This is a genomic window from Allorhizobium sp. nf9_anc, assembly GCF_056323085.1.
Map to the genome: position 1 here is coordinate 133,517 of NZ_CM150481.1, position 20,809 is coordinate 154,325.

17 protein-coding genes are annotated in these 20,809 nt (G+C 60.8%); 5 read left to right on the forward strand and 12 right to left on the reverse strand.

Going from position 1 to position 20,809, the window contains the following annotated elements; translation table 11 throughout:
• Window positions 1–9: 9 nt before the first annotated feature.
• From ggt to AC02Y0_RS00605, 6 genes are all read right to left on the reverse strand, one after another.
• Window positions 10–1,605 (reverse strand): gamma-glutamyltransferase, encoded by a 1,596-nt coding sequence (gene ggt / locus AC02Y0_RS00580; protein ID WP_476381561.1) that lies wholly within the window; start codon window positions 1,603–1,605, stop codon window positions 10–12.
• Between the two features lie 37 nt (window positions 1,606–1,642).
• A complete protein-coding gene (locus AC02Y0_RS00585) occupies window positions 1,643–2,335 on the reverse strand; it encodes an ABC transporter permease (RefSeq protein WP_476381563.1) in 693 nt (230 codons plus the stop codon).
• Window positions 2,332–3,045: an ABC transporter permease gene (locus AC02Y0_RS00590; RefSeq protein ID WP_476381565.1), complete on the reverse strand. Its 714-nt coding sequence runs from the start codon at window positions 3,043–3,045 to the stop codon at window positions 2,332–2,334. Before AC02Y0_RS00590 ends, AC02Y0_RS00585 begins: the two co-directional genes overlap by 4 nt.
• Before the next feature lie 73 nt (window positions 3,046–3,118).
• Window positions 3,119–3,970 carry a transporter substrate-binding domain-containing protein gene (locus tag AC02Y0_RS00595; protein ID WP_476381566.1) on the reverse strand — a complete coding sequence of 284 codons (852 nt, stop codon included), beginning with the start codon at window positions 3,968–3,970 and terminating at the stop codon, window positions 3,119–3,121.
• 93 nt (window positions 3,971–4,063) lie between these two features.
• The gene (locus AC02Y0_RS00600; RefSeq protein ID WP_476381568.1) at window positions 4,064–4,738 is read right to left on the reverse strand and encodes a GntR family transcriptional regulator; all 675 of its coding nucleotides are present in this window, start codon (window positions 4,736–4,738) and stop codon (window positions 4,064–4,066) included.
• Window positions 4,739–4,827: 89 nt separating this feature from the next.
• Window positions 4,828–5,688 carry a LysR family transcriptional regulator gene (locus AC02Y0_RS00605; RefSeq protein WP_476381570.1) on the reverse strand — a complete coding sequence of 287 codons (861 nt, stop codon included), beginning with the start codon at window positions 5,686–5,688 and terminating at the stop codon, window positions 4,828–4,830.
• A gap of 87 nt (window positions 5,689–5,775) precedes the next feature.
• Between AC02Y0_RS00605 and AC02Y0_RS00610 the strand changes: the two genes are divergently transcribed.
• Window positions 5,776–6,768, forward strand: coding sequence for a bile acid:sodium symporter family protein (locus AC02Y0_RS00610; RefSeq protein WP_476381572.1), 993 nt, complete (start codon window positions 5,776–5,778; stop codon window positions 6,766–6,768).
• A gap of 150 nt (window positions 6,769–6,918) precedes the next feature.
• Here AC02Y0_RS00610 and bcsN read toward each other — a convergent pair whose 3' ends face one another.
• The 5 genes from bcsN to AC02Y0_RS00635 all read right to left on the reverse strand — a co-directional run bounded on the left by bcsN (window position 6,919) and on the right by AC02Y0_RS00635 (window position 15,663).
• Window positions 6,919–7,692 (reverse strand): cellulose biosynthesis protein BcsN, encoded by a 774-nt coding sequence (bcsN, locus tag AC02Y0_RS00615; protein WP_476381574.1) that lies wholly within the window; start codon window positions 7,690–7,692, stop codon window positions 6,919–6,921.
• A complete protein-coding gene (locus tag AC02Y0_RS00620; RefSeq protein ID WP_476381575.1) occupies window positions 7,692–9,737 on the reverse strand; it encodes a hypothetical protein in 2,046 nt (681 codons plus the stop codon). The genes bcsN and AC02Y0_RS00620 overlap by 1 nt, the downstream gene beginning before the upstream one ends.
• Window positions 9,734–12,037 (reverse strand): cellulose biosynthesis cyclic di-GMP-binding regulatory protein BcsB, encoded by a 2,304-nt coding sequence (locus tag AC02Y0_RS00625; RefSeq protein ID WP_476381576.1) that lies wholly within the window; start codon window positions 12,035–12,037, stop codon window positions 9,734–9,736. Before AC02Y0_RS00625 ends, AC02Y0_RS00620 begins: the two co-directional genes overlap by 4 nt.
• The gene (bcsA, locus tag AC02Y0_RS00630) at window positions 12,030–14,279 is read right to left on the reverse strand and encodes a UDP-forming cellulose synthase catalytic subunit (RefSeq protein WP_476381579.1); all 2,250 of its coding nucleotides are present in this window, start codon (window positions 14,277–14,279) and stop codon (window positions 12,030–12,032) included. The genes AC02Y0_RS00625 and bcsA overlap by 8 nt, the downstream gene beginning before the upstream one ends.
• A 478-nt stretch (window positions 14,280–14,757) precedes the next feature.
• Entirely contained in the window at window positions 14,758–15,663 is a 906-nt protein-coding gene (locus tag AC02Y0_RS00635; RefSeq protein ID WP_476381581.1) for a LysR substrate-binding domain-containing protein, read from the reverse strand.
• Window positions 15,664–15,769: 106 nt separating this feature from the next.
• Between AC02Y0_RS00635 and AC02Y0_RS00640 the strand changes: the two genes are divergently transcribed.
• The 4 genes from AC02Y0_RS00640 (at window position 15,770) to AC02Y0_RS00655 (ending at window position 19,166) form a co-directional block, all read left to right on the forward strand.
• Complete coding sequence (locus tag AC02Y0_RS00640) at window positions 15,770–16,435, forward strand: DsbA family protein (RefSeq protein ID WP_476381582.1); 666 nt, start codon at window positions 15,770–15,772, stop codon at window positions 16,433–16,435.
• A 93-nt stretch (window positions 16,436–16,528) separates the two neighbouring features.
• A complete protein-coding gene (locus AC02Y0_RS00645) occupies window positions 16,529–17,425 on the forward strand; it encodes an MBL fold metallo-hydrolase (RefSeq protein ID WP_476381583.1) in 897 nt (298 codons plus the stop codon).
• A 5-nt stretch (window positions 17,426–17,430) separates the two neighbouring features.
• Window positions 17,431–17,826 carry a nuclear transport factor 2 family protein gene (locus tag AC02Y0_RS00650; RefSeq protein WP_476383924.1) on the forward strand — a complete coding sequence of 132 codons (396 nt, stop codon included), beginning with the start codon at window positions 17,431–17,433 and terminating at the stop codon, window positions 17,824–17,826.
• 386 nt (window positions 17,827–18,212) lie between these two features.
• Window positions 18,213–19,166: a glycoside hydrolase family 5 protein gene (locus AC02Y0_RS00655; RefSeq protein WP_476381585.1), complete on the forward strand. Its 954-nt coding sequence runs from the start codon at window positions 18,213–18,215 to the stop codon at window positions 19,164–19,166.
• 157 nt (window positions 19,167–19,323) lie between these two features.
• On the opposite strand, the gene AC02Y0_RS00660 is transcribed toward AC02Y0_RS00655, so the two are convergent.
• Complete coding sequence (locus tag AC02Y0_RS00660) at window positions 19,324–20,289, reverse strand: GlxA family transcriptional regulator (protein ID WP_476381586.1); 966 nt, start codon at window positions 20,287–20,289, stop codon at window positions 19,324–19,326.
• Window positions 20,290–20,809: the final 520 nt, after the last annotated feature.

Below are 20,809 nucleotides of genomic sequence, written 5' to 3' on the forward strand. Positions count from 1 at the left end.
CTCAAGGCCTCAATATCCCAGAGCAATCCCATCCTTGCGGGATTCCGAGGCGCCCGTCAGGGTGCCGTTCTCCCAGTCGATGCGCACGACCTGTGCGCCGCCGATCGGATCTTCGGCGGGGACGATTTCGAATCCGCGGCGGGTCAGTTCGGCTACGGTCTCAGCCGAGACAGTATGTTCGGCTTCAACGCGTGGGACCTTGCCGCCGACGGGGATCAGGCGCGGCAGGTCGATCGCATCCTGCATGTCCATGTCGTAGTCGACCACTTTCGAGATCAGATGGGCATGGCCCATCGCCTGGTAGTAGCCGCCCATGACGCCGAAGGACATTTCCGTGCGGCCGTCGCGTGTCACCATGCCGGGAATGATGGTGTGCAGCGGTCGCTTTTCCGGGGCGATCATGTTGGGATGACCGCGCTTCAGCGAGAAACTCTGGCCGCGATTGTGCAGGATGACGCCGGAGTTCGGCGCAACGAGACCAGTGCCGAAGCTGTCGAAGATCGAGTTGATGAAGCTGACCGCATTGCGCTCCTCGTCGACGATCGAAATGTAGACCGTGTCGCGATGCAGCGGCATCTCGAAATCAGGCAGTTCGGTCAGTGCCCGGGTCAGGTCTATCTTCTCGGCCAGTCCCCGCGCGAAGTCTGCCGAAAGGAGTTCGTCGATCGGTACGTTTGCCTTGGCCGGATCCGCGATCCAGGCGTCACGTGCAGCATAGGCGAGGCGAGTGGCTTCGATTTCCAGATGCAGGCGATCGGCAGAGTGTGGTTCCAGCGTGTTGTCGAAGCAGGAGAGTATGTTGAGGATCAGCAGCGCAATGATGCCCTGGCCGTTCGGGGGGCATTCGTGGACGGTGTAGCCGCGGAAGGTGGTGGTCACCGGGGTGACGTATTCGCCCTGGGCTGCCGCAAAATCCTCCAGTGTGTGGAGGCCGCCATGGGCGTTGAGATGCGATACCATGTCTTCGGCGACAGATCCCTTGTAGAAGCCGTCGCGGCCTTCAGCGGCAATCTTGCGGAGCGTTGCGGCAAGCTTCGGCTGGTGGTGCGTTTCGCCGATGCGCGGTGCGCGGCCGCCGGGCAAGAAGACCTCGGCTGCTGCCTTGTCTGCGGCGAGAAGCTCCTCTTCCTTCTTCCAGTCGCGGTGGACGCGCGGCGAGATCGCATAGCCTTCCTCGGCGTAACGGATGGCGGGTGCGAGGACATCTGCGAAGGATAGGCGGCCGTGGTCGGCATGCAGGCGGGTCCAGGCGTCGATGGCGCCGGGGATGGTGATGGCTGAGGGTGACTGGCGCGGGACTTCGGTCAAGCCGCGCTCTTCGAACCAGTCGATCGTCAGCGCCTTCGGCGTGCGGCCGGAGCCGTTGTAGGCGATGACCTCGGAGCCGCCCTTCGGAGCGTACAAGGCGAAACAATCGCCACCGATGCCGGTGGAGCCCGGTTCGACCACGCATTGCACGGCGCAGGCAGCAATCGCTGCATCCATGGCATTGCCACCGGCCTGCAGGATATTGATGGCCGTCAGTGTGGCATAGGGGTGGGAGGTCGCGGCCATGGCCTTGGTCGACACGGCCACCGATCGCGTCGGCTTCTCGAAATTGCGCATCCTTGTCAGTCTCCTCGTATTCTCTTGTGCCACGGCTTCAGCCGCGGGATCTGTATGGTGTCATGCGGATCTCCAGGAAGGCTAGTGCCCGGACGATCAGGAAGTTGATGAAAAGATAGATGGCACCTGCCGCGATAAAGACTTCGATCGCTCGGTAGCTCTGAGAAATGAGGCCCTGGGCGATGCCTGTTACCTCCATCAGCGTGATGATCGAGGCCAGCGAGGTGCCCTTCACCATCAGGATGATTTCATTGCCATAGGCAGGGATCGCCTGACGCAGCGCGATCGGCAGGATCACGAGGCGAAGCGTCAGAAGGCGCGACATGCCGAGCGCCTGGGCTGCTTCGCCGAGGCCACGCGGAACGTTCTTGATCGCGCCGCGCAGGATCTCGCTGCCATAGGCGGCGGTGTTCAGAGTGAGCGCAAGGATCGCGCACCAATAGGGTTCGCGAAACAGACCCCAGAGGCCAATGGCCTGAAGGGAAGGGCGGAACTGGCCGAGCCCGTAATAGATCAGGAAGATCTGCACGAGCAGGGGCGTGCCACGAAAGACGGCGACAAATGTTCTGATGGGCCAGACGACGAACCGGTGTTCGCCCTGCTGGGCGAGGGCCAGCAGGAGGGCGAGAACAAAGCCGAGCAGGATCGACGTGCCGGCCAGTTGCAGTGTCAAAGGCACGCCGGAGAGAAGCTTCGGAATGATTTCGAGGAAGAAGCCGATGTCGATCATCGATGCATGATCCCCCGGGAGGTGCGTGTCTCGGCGACGCGGAAGACCTGTCCGGTGATGCCGGCGATGATGAAATAGAGACCCGCGGCGGCGAGGTAAAACAGGAAGGGTTCCCGCGTGGAGCCAGCACCGATCTGCGCCTGACGCATCAGTTCGACGAGGCCGATCACGGAGATCAGGGCGGAGTCCTTCAGCACCAGCTGCCAGACATTGCTGAGGCCTGGGATCGCGTGCCGCAAGAGTTGGGGAATGATGACGAGGCGCAGCATCTGCATGCGCGAGAGCGCCAAGGCTTTTGCAGCGTCGAACTGTCCGCGTTCGACCGCGAGATAGGCGCCGCGATAGACCTCGGCCTGATATGCGCCGGAGATGATGCCGATCGCGATGACGCCTGTTGCAAGCGAGGGCAGGCCGACGAAACCATCCGAGCCGAAGCTTTTGGCGATCGCGGTGAGGGCGACCGAGCCGCCGTAATAGAAGAGGTAAATTGTCAGAAGATCCGGAATGCCACGAAAGACGGTGCCGTAGGCTGCGGCGAGGGATCTCGGGAGCCGTTTGGATGACAGGGCGCCGCTCGCGCCAAGGGCACCAAAGAGGGCTCCGAGCAGAAAGCCCAGCACCGACAACAGCAGCGTCATGGCGGCCGCACCAAGAAGGGCCATACCCCAGCCGCCTTCGGCGAAACCGAGCAGATGCAGTTTTTCAAGCATGCGGGCGAACCCCTTTTGTGGTCTTCCTGCAGCCGGAATTGCGCGAACTCCGGCTGCAGTCGGTTCGCCTTGGTTACTTGACCGGGGTGACGTCGGTGCCGACCCATTTCTCGGAAATGCGCTTGATCGTGCCATCGGCGATGGCGGAGTCGATGGCCGCGTTCAGCATGTCCTTGAGCTTGGTGTCTTCCTTGCGCAGGCCCGCCCCCGTGCCGAGGCCGAAAACGCCGCCGACGAAGCCCGGGCCAGCGATCGTGTAGTCGGCGAATTCCGGTTTGGCGAGCGTGGCAGCAAGCGCCGTCTGCTGGGCAAAGAGCGCGTCGATGCGGCCGGCAGCAAGGTCGAGGTCGTGCTGTTCGGTGGTCTTGTATTCGCGGATCTCGACGATGTCGCCGAAGTACTTCTTGACGAAGTCGAGGTTGGTGGTCGCCGCCTGCACACCGACGATCTTGCCCTGAAGCAGCGGCTTCAGCTTGTCGATGGCCGCGATTGCCGCTGCTTCATCCTCCAGCTTGAACTTTTCGGCGGAGACACCGAGCTTGCCGAGATCACTGTCCTTGGCGACGGCAAAGCCTGAGGGGTCGACGGCGTAAGGCTGGGTGAAGTCGATGGTTTCAAGGCGCTTCGGCGTGATGAACATGCTCGCCATGATGACATCGAACTTGCCGACGGTGAGCGAGGGAATGAGGCCGTCCCAATCCTGGGCAACGATCTCGCAGGTGACCTTCATGCGGGCGCAGAGATCGTTTGCCAGCTCGACTTCGAGGCCGTCGAGCTTGCCGTCCGCCGTGGTGAAGTTCCAGGGCGCATAGGCGCCTTCGGTCGCGATCTTGATCGGTTTCGGGGCATCCTGGGCCAGAACCGGCTGGGTGAATGCAAGTGTGGTGAAGACAGCCGTAAGCGCTGCCATGCGATTAATCGTCATGACTTTTCCTCTTCGTTGTTGTGCCGTGGATAACGGCGGTTCCCCGTCCGTGCCGGATGTTCCCCCGGCTACGGACATATCTTCAGGCTGGGCTCAAGGCCGCCCGGGACTGGCATAATCGGCAAGCATGGATGCCGTTTCGATGATGTGCTCCTGCATGACCACCTCGGCATAGCGGGCATCGCCAGACCGCAAGGCGTCGATCAGTTTCTGATGTTCTTCACGGGCGGAGAGTGGCTTGTCGACATAGTCGAACCAGATGCGCATGTAGGGCTCGATCGCCACATGCAGCGCGGTAATCTGGCGGATCAGCTTCGGGCGACCACTCAGGTTATAGATGAGCGCGTGGAATTCCTGATGGCGCAGTACCCAGTCGCTGCTGCCCGACTGTCCGGCGCGTTCCATGCGCTCCAGCAGTCGCTCCAGCTCCTCGAAGGTTTCGGAATTCATGCGCGGCGTCGCGAGGCGAACGGCCAGGCCCTCAAGCACGGAGCGAATTTCGAAGGTTTCATGGATTTCGTCCAGCGTCAGTCCGGCGACGACGCAGCCGCGATTGGGCCGCAGCGTCACCAAACCATCGGCCGCGAGCCGCCGAAAGGCCTCGCGAACCGGCATGCGGCTCATGCCAATCTCGGCTGCGATCTCTTCGGGGATCAGTCGCTCGCCCGGCTTGTAGCGACCGACGCGCAGGGCTCGCTGCAGGTGGAGATAGGCCTCCTGCTCGGCCGTGGAGGCAAGATGCGCCGTGGCGGCGGTCGAAATCGGCATGTCTGGCTCACTGGATTTTTGTATCCACTCATCCAAACACCGCGGTGGAGAGCCGTCAAGCGCTTTTTGATCAAAAGCTACGGAGGCTCTCAGCGGGCGGGATGGAGGCCGTTTGCCACCCTCTCCCGAACAAGGCGGGTAAAGGCCGCAACCGTATTGCGGTCTGCGCCGGGCGACGCCACGAGGATGAATTCGACATCCTCGATCGCTGGCAGGGCGGACGGCGGCAGTTCCCGCAGCCCCGATGGCGCGAGATTGCGCGGCTGGACAAGGACGCCCATGCCTGCTCGCGCTGCTGCGGTCAGGCCGCTCAGGCTCTGGCAGGAGCAGACGATCCGCCAGGGTTGCCCGGCGCGTTCCAGCGCCTCCATCAGAAGTGTTCTCGTCAGGCTCGGTGGTGGAAAGACGATCAGCGGCAGGATGGGTTTTGCCAAGACCGCGTCCGGATCGGCTGCCAGCCAGACCAGTGGTTCGCGCAGGATCGGCTCACCACGGCGATCGCCCAATCGGCGCTTTGCAAAGACCAGGTCGAGTTCGCCCTTGTCCTGCATGTCGGCGAGATCCCTGGAAAGCGCCACCGTCAGATGCAGCTCGACGGCAGGATAATCGGCGATGAAGTCCTGCAGGAGAACGGGAAGTTGACCGGAGACCAGATCTTCGGAAATGCCGAGCCGCAATCGACCGCGGGGTTGCGCAGCCTCGAAGAGAGACGCCGTCTGCCGCTCGAGCGATAGAAGTTGCCGCGCATGCGGAAGAAGGGCTTCACCGTCGGCCGTCAAACGCACGCCGTGGGTGTCGCGGTCCAGCAGCCGACGGCCGAGCACCTCTTCGAGGCGCTGCAGATGCTGACTGACGGTCGACTGCCGAAGGCCCAGTTTCTGGCTGGCATGGGTGAAGCTGGTGAGTTGGGCAATGTATACGAAACTGCGCAAGTGAACGAGGTCGAGCATATCACGTTTTCCGATGACTGTTATTTCTTGCATCGGGTTTGACGATAACTAGTCTTGGTCATCTGTCCAGATCGACCGGAGCCTCAGATGAAACGCTTCCTCCCAGATACTTTCACGCTGCTGCTCGTCGCCATGGTCGTGCTGGCAAGCCTTCTGCCGATCTCCGGAGAGCCTGCGGAATGGTTCGGCCTTGCGACCAATCTGGCGGTTGCTCTCTTGTTTTTCCTGCATGGCGCGCGTCTTTCGACCGATGTGGTTATCGCGGGCTTCCTGCACTGGCGCCTTCAGAGTTTCATCCTCGCGGTGACATTCGTGGTCTTTCCGCTGCTCGGTCTGCTGATGGGCTTTCTGTCGCCGTGGCTCATCCCGCCGGCGCTCTATCTCGGCCTTCTCTATGTCTGCGTCTTGCCGTCAACGGTGCAGTCATCGATCGCGTTCACCTCGATTGCCGGTGGCAATGTGCCGGCCGCTATCTGTGCTGCTTCCGCGTCGAACATTCTCGGCATGTTTCTGACGCCGGCGCTTGTTGCGGTTCTCTTCTCGGCGGGCGGTCATGTCGGGGTGTCGCTGGACATGATCTGGAAGATCCTGCTGCAGCTTTTCTTGCCCTTCGTGATTGGCCAGGTGTTGCAGCCTTTCATCGGCAACTGGATCCGGGCCCGCAAGTCGCTGCTTGCGCCCGTCGATCGCGGTTCGATCCTGATGGTCGTCTACCTCGCCTTTTCGAACGCCGTGATCGAGGGCATCTGGTCCAAGTTTTCGACTGCTGACCTTGCTTTGGTGATCGGCCTCGATATCGTCCTGCTTCTCGTCGTCCTGGGAATAACGGCCTTCGGCTCGAAGCTTTTCGGCTTCAGCCGGGAGGGCCGGATTGCCGCGATCTTCTGTGGCTCGAAGAAAAGTCTGGCGAGCGGCGTGCCGATGGCCGGCGTCATCTTCGCCGGCCAGTCCGTCGGCGCGATCGTTCTACCGCTGATGCTCTTCCACCAGATCCAGCTGATGGTCTGCGCGTGGCTGGCGCGATGGATCGTCGCTCGAAAAGGTGACACGGGGCAGGAGAGGGTGGCTGCCGTGAATTGACAGCGTGATCTGCCAATTCATGAGCCAAGTCCTCAAGTCGATATGCGCCACGGTGCCTGTAAGCTAAAGTCCCACTGAAATGAGACTCAGTGTGCCGGCATGCGCCAAATGAAGCTTGCCCGCACCGGATCCTTCCCATGAAGGTTCCTACTAAGGCATGGGTATTCTTACGTTCGTGCGATCTTTGAAATCTTGCTCGCGATCTCCGGCTACAAATGCTGGAGCCGCTGGCGAGACCTCCGCCGTTTCACGATCGACCGGCGCCGTTTGGATGACCACCCCAGTGGTCGCGGGACTTGGATAGCCATAGGCGACGGCGGCGGCTGGGGCGGCTGTTGTCGGGCCTTTCAGCGATAGGCCAGTTAGCAGATCCGCGAGCACCTCCGGTCCGAGCGACGAATGGCAGTATCGGAGGCTGACCTCTGCCGGATGGCTGCGACCAAGGTCGACGTCGCGCTTGATGATCTGCCAGGCGTACACACAGCCGCCTTTGTCGCCCAGCCTGCCGGTCGCTGCGCCATAGGCGCCGTAGGCGTTTTGGCGGATCACCGGATCGATGCTCATCGCGACCCCTGGAAACTCGCTTCGCAAGCTTCGGTTGATCTCGGCACGGTCAGGCGTTTTCCGGAGCGTCGATTTTGAGGCGGCTGCGGTCGATATCGTCAGTGCGTTTTCCCCGGCAAGCGTGGTCGTGTTCGCCCAGACCAGAGTTTGCCTGGTCACGACATCCGTGGATGTCTGGCGAAGGCCGATCGGCATCTCGCCTAGCCCGGTCAATGAAGCCGATGCGAGGTGAATGGGCAGTTCGCGGTTACCCGTGGCGACGGGCATGCTGCCGGTCATGCCATCGAGGAAGGGATCCTCGACGGTATTGCAGCCGTGCAGGCCAAGCAGCGCCAGGATCGCAAGGATGTTTGGCTTCACTAGTTGATCCCCATGCGTTCGTTGATGGCGGCGATGCCTCTGGTGTTCGCCGGGTCTGCCATGACCTGATTGAGCTGGGCGAAGATCGCACGCGACTGTGCGAGATTGCCGAGGTGATAATGGCTCCAGGCGCGCATCTGGCTGACGCCGACCGGCTCGGGCATGATCTGAAGGCGGGCGTTCAGCGCTTCGAGCGTGACGCGGTACTGCTTGCGATCGAAGGCGTTGCGGGCCCGTTGCCAGAGAATTTCGGCGCGCAATTCGCGGTCGCGCAGCGGCGTCAGGCCATGCTGCATCAGAAGGGCTTCCGCGTCGTCGGTCAGATTGGCGCGGAGCAGGGTGAGGCCAAGGCCATAGGCGGCATCATCCGCCTTGCCGCCACCGCCTGCGAGGCCGGCTGTAAAGGCCTGGCGCGCCTCGGCCAGATGGTTGAGGCCGAGAAGACACCAGCCTTTGGCGACCTGTGCATCGGGGCGCAAGGCGCTGCTGGCTTCAAGCCGACGTAGTTCGGAAACGCAGCCGCCGTAATCCTTCTTTTGCAGCCGTGACAGATAGCCTGCCTGGATGCTTGCGGGGGCCGAGACCGATTTTCCGGTCCGCTGGCGCGGTTCGGCTGCCGATTTCAACTCGGCGAAAACCGACTGATAGGCTTCGCCATACTTTTCGCGGAGGTCTGCCAGGGCCTTCTTCTCGCCGAGGCGCGTTAGGGTGAGCGCCAGCCCCTTCAGGCTGTCTGCCTCGGCCTTCCATTCGAAGGCCTTTGCAAACCAAGCGCGCGCCGGGTCGAACTGGCGCGAGTTGTAAGCATACCAGCCGATGAGGCGGGCGTGATCGGAGGATTCCGTTTTCTGGATCGCTTCCGAATAGCGGGTTACGACCCGCTCATCGATGTCGGTCTTGCCCTCACCCTTGAAAGGGAAGGACAGCTGATCGAGGAGGAAGGCGTCCTCTCCGGCAAGGATGTCGAGGTGCGCCGTGACAAAGGCGTAGGCCTCCTCGTCCTTCGACTGGTGGGCGAGACTGAGCGCCATGCCGCGGACGGCTTGCGGCGTCGCCTTGCCCTGCAGCATGCGCTGGAAGAAGCTCGCCGCCTGATCCGGCTGCTCGGTCTTCAGCATGTACCAGCCCATGAGGGCGAGGTCTTCCTGTGCATTCTTGCTTTCGGCGGCCGCCCTGACAGCGGCAATCGCCTCGGGGCCTGGTTGCGGTGCGCCCGCAATGCCGGAGGCGAAGTCTCCCACTTCGCGGCGCATGAGATCGAGGCTGAGCGACCGCATCGCGAGGGCGAGTTCGGGATCCGCAGAGAGCGCACGCATGGCCTCGCGCAAATCGGCTGCCGGAATGTCCTCCATCGCCTTTTGCAGGGTGGTCAGCACCAGTTCATCCGAAAACGCCTTCTCCGGCGCCCGGAAAAGGATCCCGCGATAGACCGTCGTCAGCCCCTCCTGCATCTCGTTTGCCCTGAAAGCGTCCAGCATCATCCAGAGCAGGTCGATCTCGGTTTCCTGCGCAGGGTCGAGCTTTGCGCCGAGGCGAATGACGGTCACGAAGTCCTTCGCCTCGTTTGCCTGCGTCATCGCAAATCGCAGCTTGCGCCGCTCGAGCTTGCTGCGAAAATCCTCTGATGGCTCCCAGCCCGGATGGCTTGCAGCGATCCGGCTGATCTCCTGCTCGATGCCGGCATAGTCATCGCGCTCGTAGAGCTGCCAGATCGAGGTCTCATCGACGTGTTCGCGGGCATCCGGAGCATAGAGGTCTGCCGGGCGCATGAAGCCCGGGAATTTCATTTCCAGGCGGCGGGTTTCGGCTTCGACGCGTTCTGCCACGCCATTGCGTGCGTAGTAATAGAGTGCGGCGAGATCGACCGTGTCGGGCGCTGGCGTTGTCTGGGCATTCGCTTCGCCGGTTTCTGTGCCGTTCGAAGGCTCTGCCATTGCGGTGGTCGCTTGCGGTGTCAAAAGTGACGTTGCGCCAGCCGGCAATGCGACGAACAGCGTGGCGAGGATGGTGCCGGCCGAGAGCCTTTTCTTGATCGTCTTCTTCATTCGACTGTCCTCACGCCCTTGCGCGGCACGACATAACCAACCCACCAGCCGAAGCCGCCCATCAGTGCGAGCACAAGGCCGACATAGATGATGAAGTTGTCGGAGAGCCATGCAGCCGCGAGGCGTCTGAGATTGGCGGGGCTCGTGTCGGTGATCGGAAAGAAGCTATAGCTTTCGGGATAGCGGTTCACGAGTTCGAGGTCCGAGCGGCGGATCACCGCTTCCCCTCCTTCGAGGGCCGTCCATGTTGCCGGCTTCGTGAGTGCTGCAACGCCCTGCTGAAGCATGGCTTCATCAGCCGCGTTGACATAGGTCCAGACCGCGGCGCTTTCCGCGGAGGCTACCTGCTTGACACTGATCAGGCGGTCGCGCGGATCGATCTTGACGTCTTCACGACCGATATCCTTGTAGGCAAGCCAGCGGTTGACGGTTGTCGAGACCCGGGCAACCCAGTCCGAAGCGCGGCTCTTCAATGACAGCTGGTCGTGTTCAAGCCGCGTTTCGACCTGGAAAGCGTCGAGAAGGGCCTGCGAGTCCGACAACTGGTCTCCTGCCGTAACCGAAGCCGTGATCAGATCATCGGTTGAAGACGGCTGCAGGCGATCGCCCTTTTGGCCGGCAAGGGCTGCAAGCTCCAGCGGCTCGCCGCCGGCGCCGACAATCAGTGCATTTGTTGTCTGGCGCGGATCCGGCCGGCCGATCTTGAGTTCGGCTGGCAGTGGATGCCCCGCCGACATGGCGAGCCGGGTGAGCAGGGTCAGTGCCGAGCCCAGCCGTGCGGGTGTTGCCGTATCGACATAGAGATCGAAGGTAGCAGAGCCCTTGAGGGGGAAGGACGTGCCGGCAAAGGCCGCAAGGTCGGGAAGACGACCGGCGCGGGCGAGGGGCGGTATCGTCACCGTGGTTTCTTCAAGCAGCAGGAACCGAGACCGCGCTTCGTCGCGCGCGGCCGGATCGCAGACGAGATCGGAGGCAAGCGGCACTTCGGCCAGAACGCGAACATGGTTCACGCCGGGATGGAAGGCACGCAGCGGAAGTTCCAGCGGCTTGTCCTTCAGCGTCGCGCCCTCGGGATCATAAAGCACGAGGCTCGCCACGGCCCGTTCGTTGACGCGGACCAGCAACTGCGTTCCGGGTGCGAGGCCTGGCGCAGTGGCGGCATTCAGGTTGAGATCGACCGTCGCATAGTCGCCCGGATAGAAATCGGCGGGCATCACGACATCGAAGCTCTTCTGGAAGAGACGACCGGCGAAAGGTGTCGTCTGATAACCGACGCTCGACAGGGCATGTGTGCCTGGGCTCTCGCCATCGATCCGCGTCTCGGTCATGGCAAGCTTGTTTGCGCGGATCAGCGGAAGCAGGGGACCGTTGACGGCGGCAAGCAGGAGCGACTGAAGTTCGCTCTTGTTCGAACCGCGCATGGTGACGATGTGGCGGCCGTTTTCGCCTTGCCGGACGAAAAGGCCACGCGGTGCAGCAGTGAGCGCATCGCGGGCGGGCTGCGGCAGCTTCGTGTCCGAGGGATCACCGAGATAGAGGTCGATGCCCGGTCCGCTGCCGCCGACATCGCCAACGGTGACGCTCAAATCCTCACGGCCGAGCACGAGTGCAAGAGTTTGCACGAGGGACAGGCTGTCGCGCAGTGTCGTTTGAGGCGCATCGTTTCCGGCAATCACGCGGATTTCTGTGGCGCCATCGGCATTTCGGCCAACCGACAGAAGGCTTGAGAGATCGCCCTCCTTCGGACGTGCACTGGTCAGGAAGCCGCTGACCAGCGGATTGACCTGCGTCCACAATTCGTAGGTTGCCTGAACGCTGCAGTCGATGCGGTGGTGCTGTTTCGCCCGCAGACGGACCTGGTTCCAGCCGACCGTCAGGTCCTTGGCGGCAACCGGAATGTCATGGGTGGCCGGTCCATTGGGCGATCGGATCGGGAAGGCTGCGAGAGGTTTGCCGTTCAATTCGACGTCGAGCATGGCGTCATCGGGCATGACCGAGACGGCATTGGTGTAGCTCAGTCTGAGGATGCCGGCCGTCGCCACCTGATCCGCCGAGAGATAGAAGGTGAGGTCTCTCGCTGCGTCTTCACCTTCGAGACGCATGGCTGTTGCCGTCTGCCGGAAGGCGATCATCTGGCGCGGAACATCCGAGCTGGGTTGCGAGCTGGCCTGCCCCGCGCTTTCCACGCTTGCCGTGCCAAGGTCTGCGGGTACGAAGTCGCCAGCGCTGGACGCGTTCGCCGACAGGCAGATGAGGATGGCTGCCGCAGAGAGCGGGCGCAGGATGTTTAGGTTACGCATAGGCCGGTCCTCTCACGGCTGCCGGATAGGTCGCGCCGGGGTCCGAGGCGCAGCTTACAGGCTTGATGATCAGCGGCGCGTCGGGATGCGAGATTTCCGTTGTTTCGCGGACCAGACGCAGGGCGTAGGTGAAGCCACGCAATGTCTCGGTGATCGTCCAGATGGCAAAGCGGAGGGTGCCGGTGAAGAAACCCTTGTGCTTCTGAACGCGGTTCCAGCGATCCTGCAGCGGCTGCTGTTCGCAATACATCATCTCGGCAATCGCGATGAAGGTATCGGGCGTGCGCTCGGCAAAGGCAAAGCCGAAGCTCGTCTCCTCCTGTCGGCGCAGCATGCTGCGGCAGACGAGTGGGACACGCATGCCACGGCCGTGGCGGCGGATCTCGATGATGGCCTCTTCGCCCTTTTCCAGCCCGTTTACCGGCTGTCCGTCGATGAACTGCAGAGCCAGACCACCACTCGAGACATCCGCGATGATGACGGCATGGCTTGTGCCGCCCGCATGCAGGATCGCGTGACGCCGAACGCTGAGGCGCTGGTTGCGGCGACGCTCGCGCCGTTCCGAAACCGATCCAAGGGCCGCACCGGCAATGCCCATGTTGATGATGTTCCAGCCGGCGACGATCAGCAGCAGTTCGGAGGGCATCGCTTCCGTCGTGTAACGCCAGATCGCGTAGCAGGTGGCGGCAAAGAGCAGAAAGAAGATTAGGAAATAAGGGCGCGCCAGCGGCGAGAGCTTGCTCTCATCCAGTGTCTGTCCCTTCGAGGTAACGTTGAAGGTCGGCTTGCGCGGGTTCCTCACGACGCTCAGGATCGCCCCGAAGAGCATCACCGACTGGACATATTCATAGAGTTCGGAGACCCACGGCCAGCGGACGCGCCCGAAGAGGTAGCTCTGCATGGCGAAGGACGAGATGAGATAGGTCACCGAGTAGCAGATGAATTCGGTGATGTTGGCTTCGAAGATCTGCAGCGAAAAGAAGATGTAGAGGAGCGGCGAGAACATGAAGGTCAGCCGCGTCAGCGGGAAAAGCCAGAACAGGTTGGTGCCGGCGTAGCAGATGCGCTGTGCCGTCGAGAGGCCGCGCTGCAGGAATGGGCGGTTCAGAGTCAGGATCTGCAGCATGCCCTGGGCCCAGCGAACGCGCTGGCCGATGAAGGAGACGAGCGTTTCCGGCTGAAGGCCGGCGATCAGCGGCTTGTCGACATAGAGGCTGTGCCAGCCGCGGCAGTGAAGGGCCAGCGCGCTTTCGCAGTCTTCGGTGATCGACTGACCCGAGAAGCCGCCGGTTTCCTTGAGAGCCTTGCGGCGCAGAACGGCAGCAGAACCGCAGAAGAAGGATGCATTCCACTTGTCGAGGCCACGCTGAACGACGGAATAGAACATCTCGTTTTCGGACGGCATCTTGCCGAAGGTCTGGAGGTTCTTCTCCACCGGATCCGGATTGAGGAAGTAGTGCGGCGTCTGGACCAGGAAAAGCTTCTCGTCGTCCTTGAAGTGGCCAACCGTCTCGTTCAGGAATTCGCGGACGGGCGCGTGGTCGGCATCGAAGACGACGACCAGTTCGCTTTTCGAGATTGAAAGGCCCGCGTTCAGATTGCCGGCCTTGGCATGGCTGTTTTCGGCACGGGCATGGTAGCGGACGCCGAGCGCTGCCGAAAGCGCCTGCAATTCTTCGCGGCGACGACGGGCAGCGATCGCGGCGCGCGGATCGGACTGGCTGCACTTGGCATCGGTGCCGCCATCGTCGAGCAGATAGACCGTCAGCTTTTCGGCCGGGTAGTTCATCGACTTGGCAGCGGCCAGCGTCAGCGCCAGGAGGTCGGCCGACTCGTTGTAGGACGGGACGAAGACATCGACTGTCGGCTTGTCGTCATCGGCCAGCTGCGGCGCCGGCTTGCGCTTAAGCGGGTCCGCGACGATGAAGAAATTGATTGCCAGCATGATCAGGCAATACATTTCCGCCGCATAGAGGATGATGCCCGGGATGAAGTTCCAGGGCTCGTTGATGTTCGGAAGCGTCTCGGTCGTGCGCCAGAACGCATAGCGCAGGGCGAGCACAGCAGAGAACACGAATGTCATCAGGCGGAATGTCTTGTTCTGCGGACGCATCATGAACAGGAGCATCAGGGCCAGAACGGCCAGGCTGAGCACCAGTTGCGCCTGGAGGCTGATCGGCAGCCACAGCAGAAACACACCAAAAAGGCCCGCAATGATTGCAGGCAACGCAGCGCACATCATGTGCAGAACCCCATCTTTCACCCACCCGCAGCTTCATCTGCGGTGATCCCCCAATAGGAATGCCCTGAAATTAGGGGGTGATTTCTTAGCAAATTGCTAAGAGATGAAGAGGGCCGGAGGGCCTAAAACCGGTCGGCGACGATTTTCCAGTTTGCTTAAGTGTCTGCGATAAAACACATTTTCAGTCAGCGAACTTCGCTTATTCGGCATATGCCAATGATCGACTTCCTAAGCCTAATCTAATCGACATGGTTACCATCTCGTGAAGTTATGCATGAAGGGGCGCAAAACCGTTTCATTCCGGTGCGCTTGGTGAGGAAGCGGCCTATTACTGGCCTTACGATGCATAGAGAGCGTGCTTCTTCACGTGCATCAACCGCCACCACTGCCCCAAATCGCCACATTGCATCAGAATTGGGGGAAGCATTGCTGCCACAAGCCACAACCGAGCTCGCGTCGACAAAACAAGATGGCGGCGTCAATGGTTTGCGTGCTTGACGGCATTTGTCAGCATATCGACAAACGCTGTCACCTTGGGAGGACGAAAACGGGCTGCGGGATAGACCGTGTATATGCCGCCCGATGGCAGGTGCCACTCGGGCAGGACGTGTAGGAGGGCACCGTTCGACATGTCGGCTGCCGCCAGGAAGTCTGGCAAGACTGACAGCCCGCCGCCATGTTTCACGGCCTCCATGACCGCCGGCGTCGTGTTGATCGCGATGCCTGCCTTGAGCTGGACGGTGCGGATTTCTCGATCCTCATTGGTGAAAACCCACTCCAAGGACTCTCGGAGTGCGCTGTTGGCCACGAATGGCAGAGCCGGGAGTTCTGTTGGGTCTCGCAACTGCGCTAGCCGCTCCGCGAATTGAGGCGATCCGACCAGGAGTTGCCGGAAAGAGCCGATCCGTCGCGCCTGCAGGCTTGAATCGGCAAGCCATCCAACGCGGATGGCAAGATCCATGTTGTCGGCAATCAGATCGACCGCCTTGTCGCTGAGATTGAGTTCGACTTTGCATTCCGGGTAGCGCGCCGTGAAGGCGGCGACGATTGGGACTATGACGGAGGTGCCATAGTCATAGGGCGCGGTCAGCTTGAGCAGTCCTTTCGGAGCGGTCCTTGCCTCAGCCAGTTCGTTGAATGCGTCTTCCGTTTCCCGCAGGATCGAGACGCAGCGGGTATGGAATATCCGGCCCGCTTCTGTCGGTTGAAGTCGGCGCGTGGTGCGCATCAGCAGAGTGGTGCCGACGTCCTGTTCCAGTCTGGCAACCTGCTGGCTGACGACAGCCTTTGTGATGCCGAGATGTTCAGCCGCTTTTGTGAAGGAACCCGCGTCGATGACGGCGGCAAAGTAGACCAGGCGGTTGAGGTTCGTCACTTCCTGCATGTCGGCTCCCCTTTAGACTGTAAGCTTTTAGCATACATTCTGTCATTTTTGCCGGTCTTTTTGTTTCAATATCCTCATGCCATTTGTGCTTCACAAGGAGCAAGACATGAGCAGCAAAGTTCACATCACCTATCTTTTCGATCCCCTGTGCGGTTGGTGCTACGGCGCGTCCGGCATCCTGAAGCAGTTGTCTTCGAGGCCGGAGATGGACGTTACGCTTGCACCAACGGGCTTGTTCTCCGGTCGTGGCGCAAGGCCAATGGACGCACAGTTTGCTGCCTTTGCCTGGTCAAACGACCAGCGCATTGCGGCGCTCACAGGCCAGCGCTTCTCCGAGGACTATCGCGCCCGGGTTCTTGGCAAGCAGGGCGGAATGCTGGACTCTGCGCCGGCCACACTCGCGCTGACGGCCGTTGCCCTGACAGCGCCTGACGCGGAACTGGATGCGCTCCGGCTGATCCAGGAGGCGCGCTATGTCCATGGTCTCGACATTACGGATACCCCGGCACTCATCGAGATCCTCGGAGCGGGCGGTTTTGATTCCGCTGCCGCCCGTCTGGTGTCGCCGGACGAAGAACTGCTTGCGTCCAATCAGTCGCGGATTGCAGCCGCCCGTGCGCTCAAAGACGCGTTCCGGGTGGATGGGGTGCCGGCCCTGATCGTGGATGACGGGGAAAGCCGCCGTCACCTTTCCGCGAGCAGCCTGTTTGGTGATCCGGATCTGCTTTCGACGCTTCTTGTCACGAGACCTGCCATCGCCCCCGCCCTCTGAGGCGGTGCGTTGCAAATTGCCATCTTACCCACGCCCTCAAGCGGCAAGTGCCGGCTCCCGCTTCACCTGCCCAACCAACATTGGAGACGAACCATGTTCACCCGGAGAACAATCATGAAAACCACCGTCGCTGCTGGCGCTGCCGCAGTCTTTGCCCCCGCCGGCCTCGGCCACGCCGCTGGAAGCCTCACCTGGCAGCATTTTCCTGCTGGCCAGAACGGCTTCTTCCGCGCCCCCGTTCTGATCTCCGGAGCAGGCGAAGCTATCCTGATCGATGGTGGCTTCACGCTCTCCGACGGCCAGGCTGTCGCCGACGCCATCAAGGCAACCGGCAAAAAGCTGACCACGATCTATGTCAGCCAGAGCGATCCGGATTATTACTTTGGTCTTGGGCCCATCAAGGCTGCCTTTCCCGATGCCAAGGTGATTGCCGCCACGGCCACCGTGTCTGCCATCAACGGCAATGTCGAAAAGAAGCTTGCAACCTGGGGACCCCAGCTCAAGGACAACGGTCCGCAGACCCTGAGCGATGTCGTCATCCCGGAGGCCTTTGACGAGAAGACCCTGACCGTTGATGGCGAAACCATTGAGATCGTTGACGCGGAAGGTCTGGCCAATCGGCGCTATCTCTTCGTGCCGTCTCTGAACGCGGTCTTCGGCGGCGTGATGATCTTCAATGGCGTTCACGTCTGGACTGCCGATACGAACAGCGCGGAAATGCGCGCCGCCTGGGTGAAGGCTCTCGACTCGATCGCCACACGCGCGCCGTCGATTGTCGTGGCCGGTCACATGACGCCAGATGCCAAGACCGATCTCAGCGGTGTCCAGCATACCAAGGCCTATCTCGTTGCCTTCGAGGAAGAACTGGCCAAGGCGAAGGACTCCGCTTCGCTCAAGGCTGCCATGGAAGCGCGCTTCCCGGGCCTTGGCATGGGCGTGGCACTCGATATCGGCTCCAAGGTCGCAACCGGCGAAATGAAGTGGGGCTGATCGCCATGGGTGCCAATCTCGATCTGATCCGGGCCACCTATGAGGGCTCGTCGGAAGACAATGGTCGCAACCTGCTGGCAGCCCTTGCTCCCGATACGACCTGGACGGAGGCCGAGGGCTTTCCCTATGCCGGCACCTATGTCGGACCGGACGCCATTATTGCCGGTGTCTTCTATCGACTTGGCACCGAATGGATCGGCTACAAGGCCGAAGTCCATACGTTCATGGAAGACGGCGACCGGGTGGCTGCCTTTGGGGTCTATCACGGCACCTACAAGGCGACGGAGAAGTCCATGACGGCGAGCTTTGCGCATCTCTACGAGGTGACGAATGGCAAGATCGCCAGCATGGTGCAGTTTGTCGACAGCCATAAGGTCGTCCAGGCCTTGCATCGCGACTGATTTCGCCGTTCAGCTCGGCACGGTTGATGACTGTGCCGAGATGAACTTGGTTGCCCTCGCTGATCTTTGCGCCGTCGTTCGTCACCTCAAGATGCGAGGCCACGTCTTCCTCACTGGCCTGTTCGCCCAGAAGCGTGTCGAGAAACGCAGACACATCGAGCGCGCACCTTCCGGGACGCTGTAGTTGATGTGAATTGTCGATGGCTTGAAGCCTTTTTCAATGCGTTCTAGGGTCCGGCCCGCCTGAGACAGCAATGTAGCAGGGGGGTGTCAGGAGGGGCGTGGTCAAGATGAAATGTTTATGGCGGACGGCCGTGGTTGCACTGTTGCTGACTGGGCAGGCGGTTGAGAGCGTTTCCGCTGCGGAGGGAAGTTGCCTTCGGGGCGTGAACCTTGCGGGAGCCGAGTTCGGCACACTGCCTGGGGAATTCGGGAAAGATTACATTTATCCATCTGGCGAAACGGTCGATTATTTCGCTGCAAAGGGTTTCAACACCGTCCGGCTTCCCTTCCTTTGGGAGCGTCTTCAGCCTGCGCTTTTCGGCGACTTTTCGCCGGATGAGCTGACGCGGCTGAAGGATATGGTGGTGTCCATGCGGAACAAGGATATCGTCGTCATCCTCGATCCGCACAATTATGCCCGTTATCAAGGTCAGCTGATCGGCTCACCCGATGTTCCGCCGGGGGCTTTCTCCGATCTGTGGCGGCGGCTCGCGCAGGAGTTCGGACAGGATCCTGGTGTCATCTTTGCGCTGATGAACGAGCCCTACGATATCTCCGCGGTCAACTGGCTTGCCATCGCGAACGAGGCGATCGCCGGCATACGCACTGTTTCGAACCGCAATCTCGTGATGGTGCCTGGCACGGCTTGGACGGGTGCACACAGCTGGGGGGGCGACTGGTATGGTGGCTCGAACGCGTCCGTGATGGCGGGTGTGCGAGACCCCGCCAACCATTTTGTTTATGAGTTCCACCAGTATTTCGATGAGGATTTTTCCGGAAAGAAGGACAGCTGCCTGCGCGCCCAAGAGGCGATCGCGTCCGTCGGCGAAGTTGCCAACTGGTTGCGGAGCACCGGAGCAAAAGGTTTTCTCGGCGAGTTCGGCGTCACACGAGAACCGTCCTGCGTTTCGGCGGCTGCCGCCATGACGGAAGCCGTTGACGCCAATCGGGATGTGTTCATTGGCTGGGCCTATTGGGCAGGCGGAGACTGGTGGCCAAAGGATGAGGCGCTCAACATCCAGCCGGTCGACGGCGTGGATCGGCCTCAGATGGCTGGGCTCGTCGCGGCGCTGGCGAGACCAATGCCGAGCGGTCAGTGCAACTTTCTGGATCGATGAAGCCGTGAAAAATCCTGGTCGCGGTTAACCACGGGCGGCCAGTTGGTGCTTAGAGACTGTCGCTGCCCCTGTTTCTCGCAGCGCCTCACGAGAGCGTAGCCTCGTGCAACATCTGTTTCCGACCTCATGCCGTTGTTAAACAGCGGCCCCCTACGGCTCAGATTTCTTCCATCATCGCCCGCTCGACGTTGGTCTGGCGATATTGCGATGGCGGTCGCCCATAGCGATTGATGAACAGCTGACGCATGTTCGTCTGGCTTCCGAGCCCGGCCAGACGGGCGATGTCCTTTATCTTTCGTTCCCCGGCCACCAGCATTTCACAGGCATAGCGCAGCCTGACCGACAATACGAACTCGCCGATCGTCTGTCCGGTCTTCTGCTTGAATGCGCGCGAGAGGGTTTTCTCGCTCATTGCGACCATGTCTGCCAGCTTGCCGACACTGAGATCCGCGGACGGGTTGGCCGTGACCCATTCCTGCAGGCGTTCGATGGGGCTTCCGGTGTCGAGGCTGGGCAGACGTCTGGCGCGTGTTCCGTAGCGCATATCCGCGTCCGCGAGGCGTGAACCAAAGCGACGGGCAACCTCTTTCGCGATATCACGCCCCAGATCTTCCTCGATCAGGGCAAGTGCAAGCGCTAGCCCGGCGGTGGCGCCTCGCGCGCTCCAGATCTTGCCGCTCTTGTGCAGGTCAGAATGCGGCTCGACGATCGTCTGTGAGCAAAGTGTGGCGAGCCGCTGCTGGACGTCGCCACTGGCGACAACCGTATGCCCACGCGTCATTCCGGCCGCAGCTGCAAACAGCACTCCGTTGCCGAAGGTGGCGAGCCGCCGCACCTTGGGCGTGCTCTTGGCAAGGAATTCGATGATGCGGAGATCATGATCCTGCAGCGTGACAGGAGATCCGTCCGGCACGATGAGAGAATCAACCTCCGGTGGTGTGTTCGTCAAGTTGTGTACGGCACTCAGGTGGATCCAGTGTTCATCCGGCTGCAGTGCCTGATAGCCTGCTGCACACGTTGTCAGAGCGTAAGGGCGGTTTCCGGACAGTTCGCTGGCATAGCGGAAGCTCTCCACGACAGACGCAATTTCCAACATTCCGCAATTGCTGCGCAGCACAATCATGATTACGCGTGTCATCCGAACCAACCTCAGATTCTGCAGATCCTGGTAAAGGAAATTGAACAACAAAGCTTAGTTATGCATAAAAAACGAGCAACTCATGTTCATAAAACAGTCATAGTGTGTCAGAATCGGGTATGGAGAAAACATTACATCTGCAATGTTCGATAGTTTCGATAGTAATCAGTAGGACGCAATAATAGTCGAATTTTGTACAGCTAATAGGACAATACAAAATAAAAGTCCCATCCTTTTTTGGGTATTTATTTGGCCATTTTGACTAAAATTTTATGTTGCAGCGCAACTATCTCGACATTCTCCGACAGGATTCGGACAACCCACCGCCAGAGCTGAATGGAGCACTTCACATTCTCCTCGAGCCGCTCCTAAGGTTAAACAGAGATTAACTTCAGGTGTCCCCCGACCTGTCTGGTGCCGTGCCTTTCGTGCAATCCCAAGATGCATGAGAATGTGCGCCTATACTCAGGGGTACCCGATAGGCAATCGACGATCGAACTCATGA

Excerpts from the sequence above, each read along its gene's own strand:
- ggt (WP_476381561.1), bottom strand. The coding sequence starts at position 1,605 with ATGCGCAATTTCGAGAAGCCGACGCGATCGGTGGCCGTGTCGACCAAG.
- AC02Y0_RS00585 (WP_476381563.1), bottom strand. The coding sequence starts at position 2,335 with ATGATCGACATCGGCTTCTTCCTCGAAATCATTCCGAAGCTTCTCTCC.
- AC02Y0_RS00590 (WP_476381565.1), bottom strand. The coding sequence starts at position 3,045 with ATGCTTGAAAAACTGCATCTGCTCGGTTTCGCCGAAGGCGGCTGGGGT.
- AC02Y0_RS00595 (WP_476381566.1), bottom strand. The coding sequence starts at position 3,970 with ATGACGATTAATCGCATGGCAGCGCTTACGGCTGTCTTCACCACACTT.
- AC02Y0_RS00600 (WP_476381568.1), bottom strand. The coding sequence starts at position 4,738 with ATGCCGATTTCGACCGCCGCCACGGCGCATCTTGCCTCCACGGCCGAG.
- AC02Y0_RS00605 (WP_476381570.1), bottom strand. The coding sequence starts at position 5,688 with ATGCTCGACCTCGTTCACTTGCGCAGTTTCGTATACATTGCCCAACTC.
- AC02Y0_RS00610 (WP_476381572.1), top strand. The coding sequence starts at position 5,776 with ATGAAACGCTTCCTCCCAGATACTTTCACGCTGCTGCTCGTCGCCATG.
- AC02Y0_RS00620 (WP_476381575.1), bottom strand. The coding sequence starts at position 9,737 with ATGAAGAAGACGATCAAGAAAAGGCTCTCGGCCGGCACCATCCTCGCC.
- AC02Y0_RS00625 (WP_476381576.1), bottom strand. The coding sequence starts at position 12,037 with ATGCGTAACCTAAACATCCTGCGCCCGCTCTCTGCGGCAGCCATCCTC.
- bcsA (WP_476381579.1), bottom strand. The coding sequence starts at position 14,279 with ATGATGTGCGCTGCGTTGCCTGCAATCATTGCGGGCCTTTTTGGTGTG.
- AC02Y0_RS00635 (WP_476381581.1), bottom strand. The coding sequence starts at position 15,663 with ATGCAGGAAGTGACGAACCTCAACCGCCTGGTCTACTTTGCCGCCGTC.
- AC02Y0_RS00640 (WP_476381582.1), top strand. The coding sequence starts at position 15,770 with ATGAGCAGCAAAGTTCACATCACCTATCTTTTCGATCCCCTGTGCGGT.
- AC02Y0_RS00645 (WP_476381583.1), top strand. The coding sequence starts at position 16,529 with ATGTTCACCCGGAGAACAATCATGAAAACCACCGTCGCTGCTGGCGCT.
- AC02Y0_RS00650 (WP_476383924.1), top strand. The coding sequence starts at position 17,431 with ATGGGTGCCAATCTCGATCTGATCCGGGCCACCTATGAGGGCTCGTCG.
- AC02Y0_RS00660 (WP_476381586.1), bottom strand. The coding sequence starts at position 20,289 with ATGATTGTGCTGCGCAGCAATTGCGGAATGTTGGAAATTGCGTCTGTC.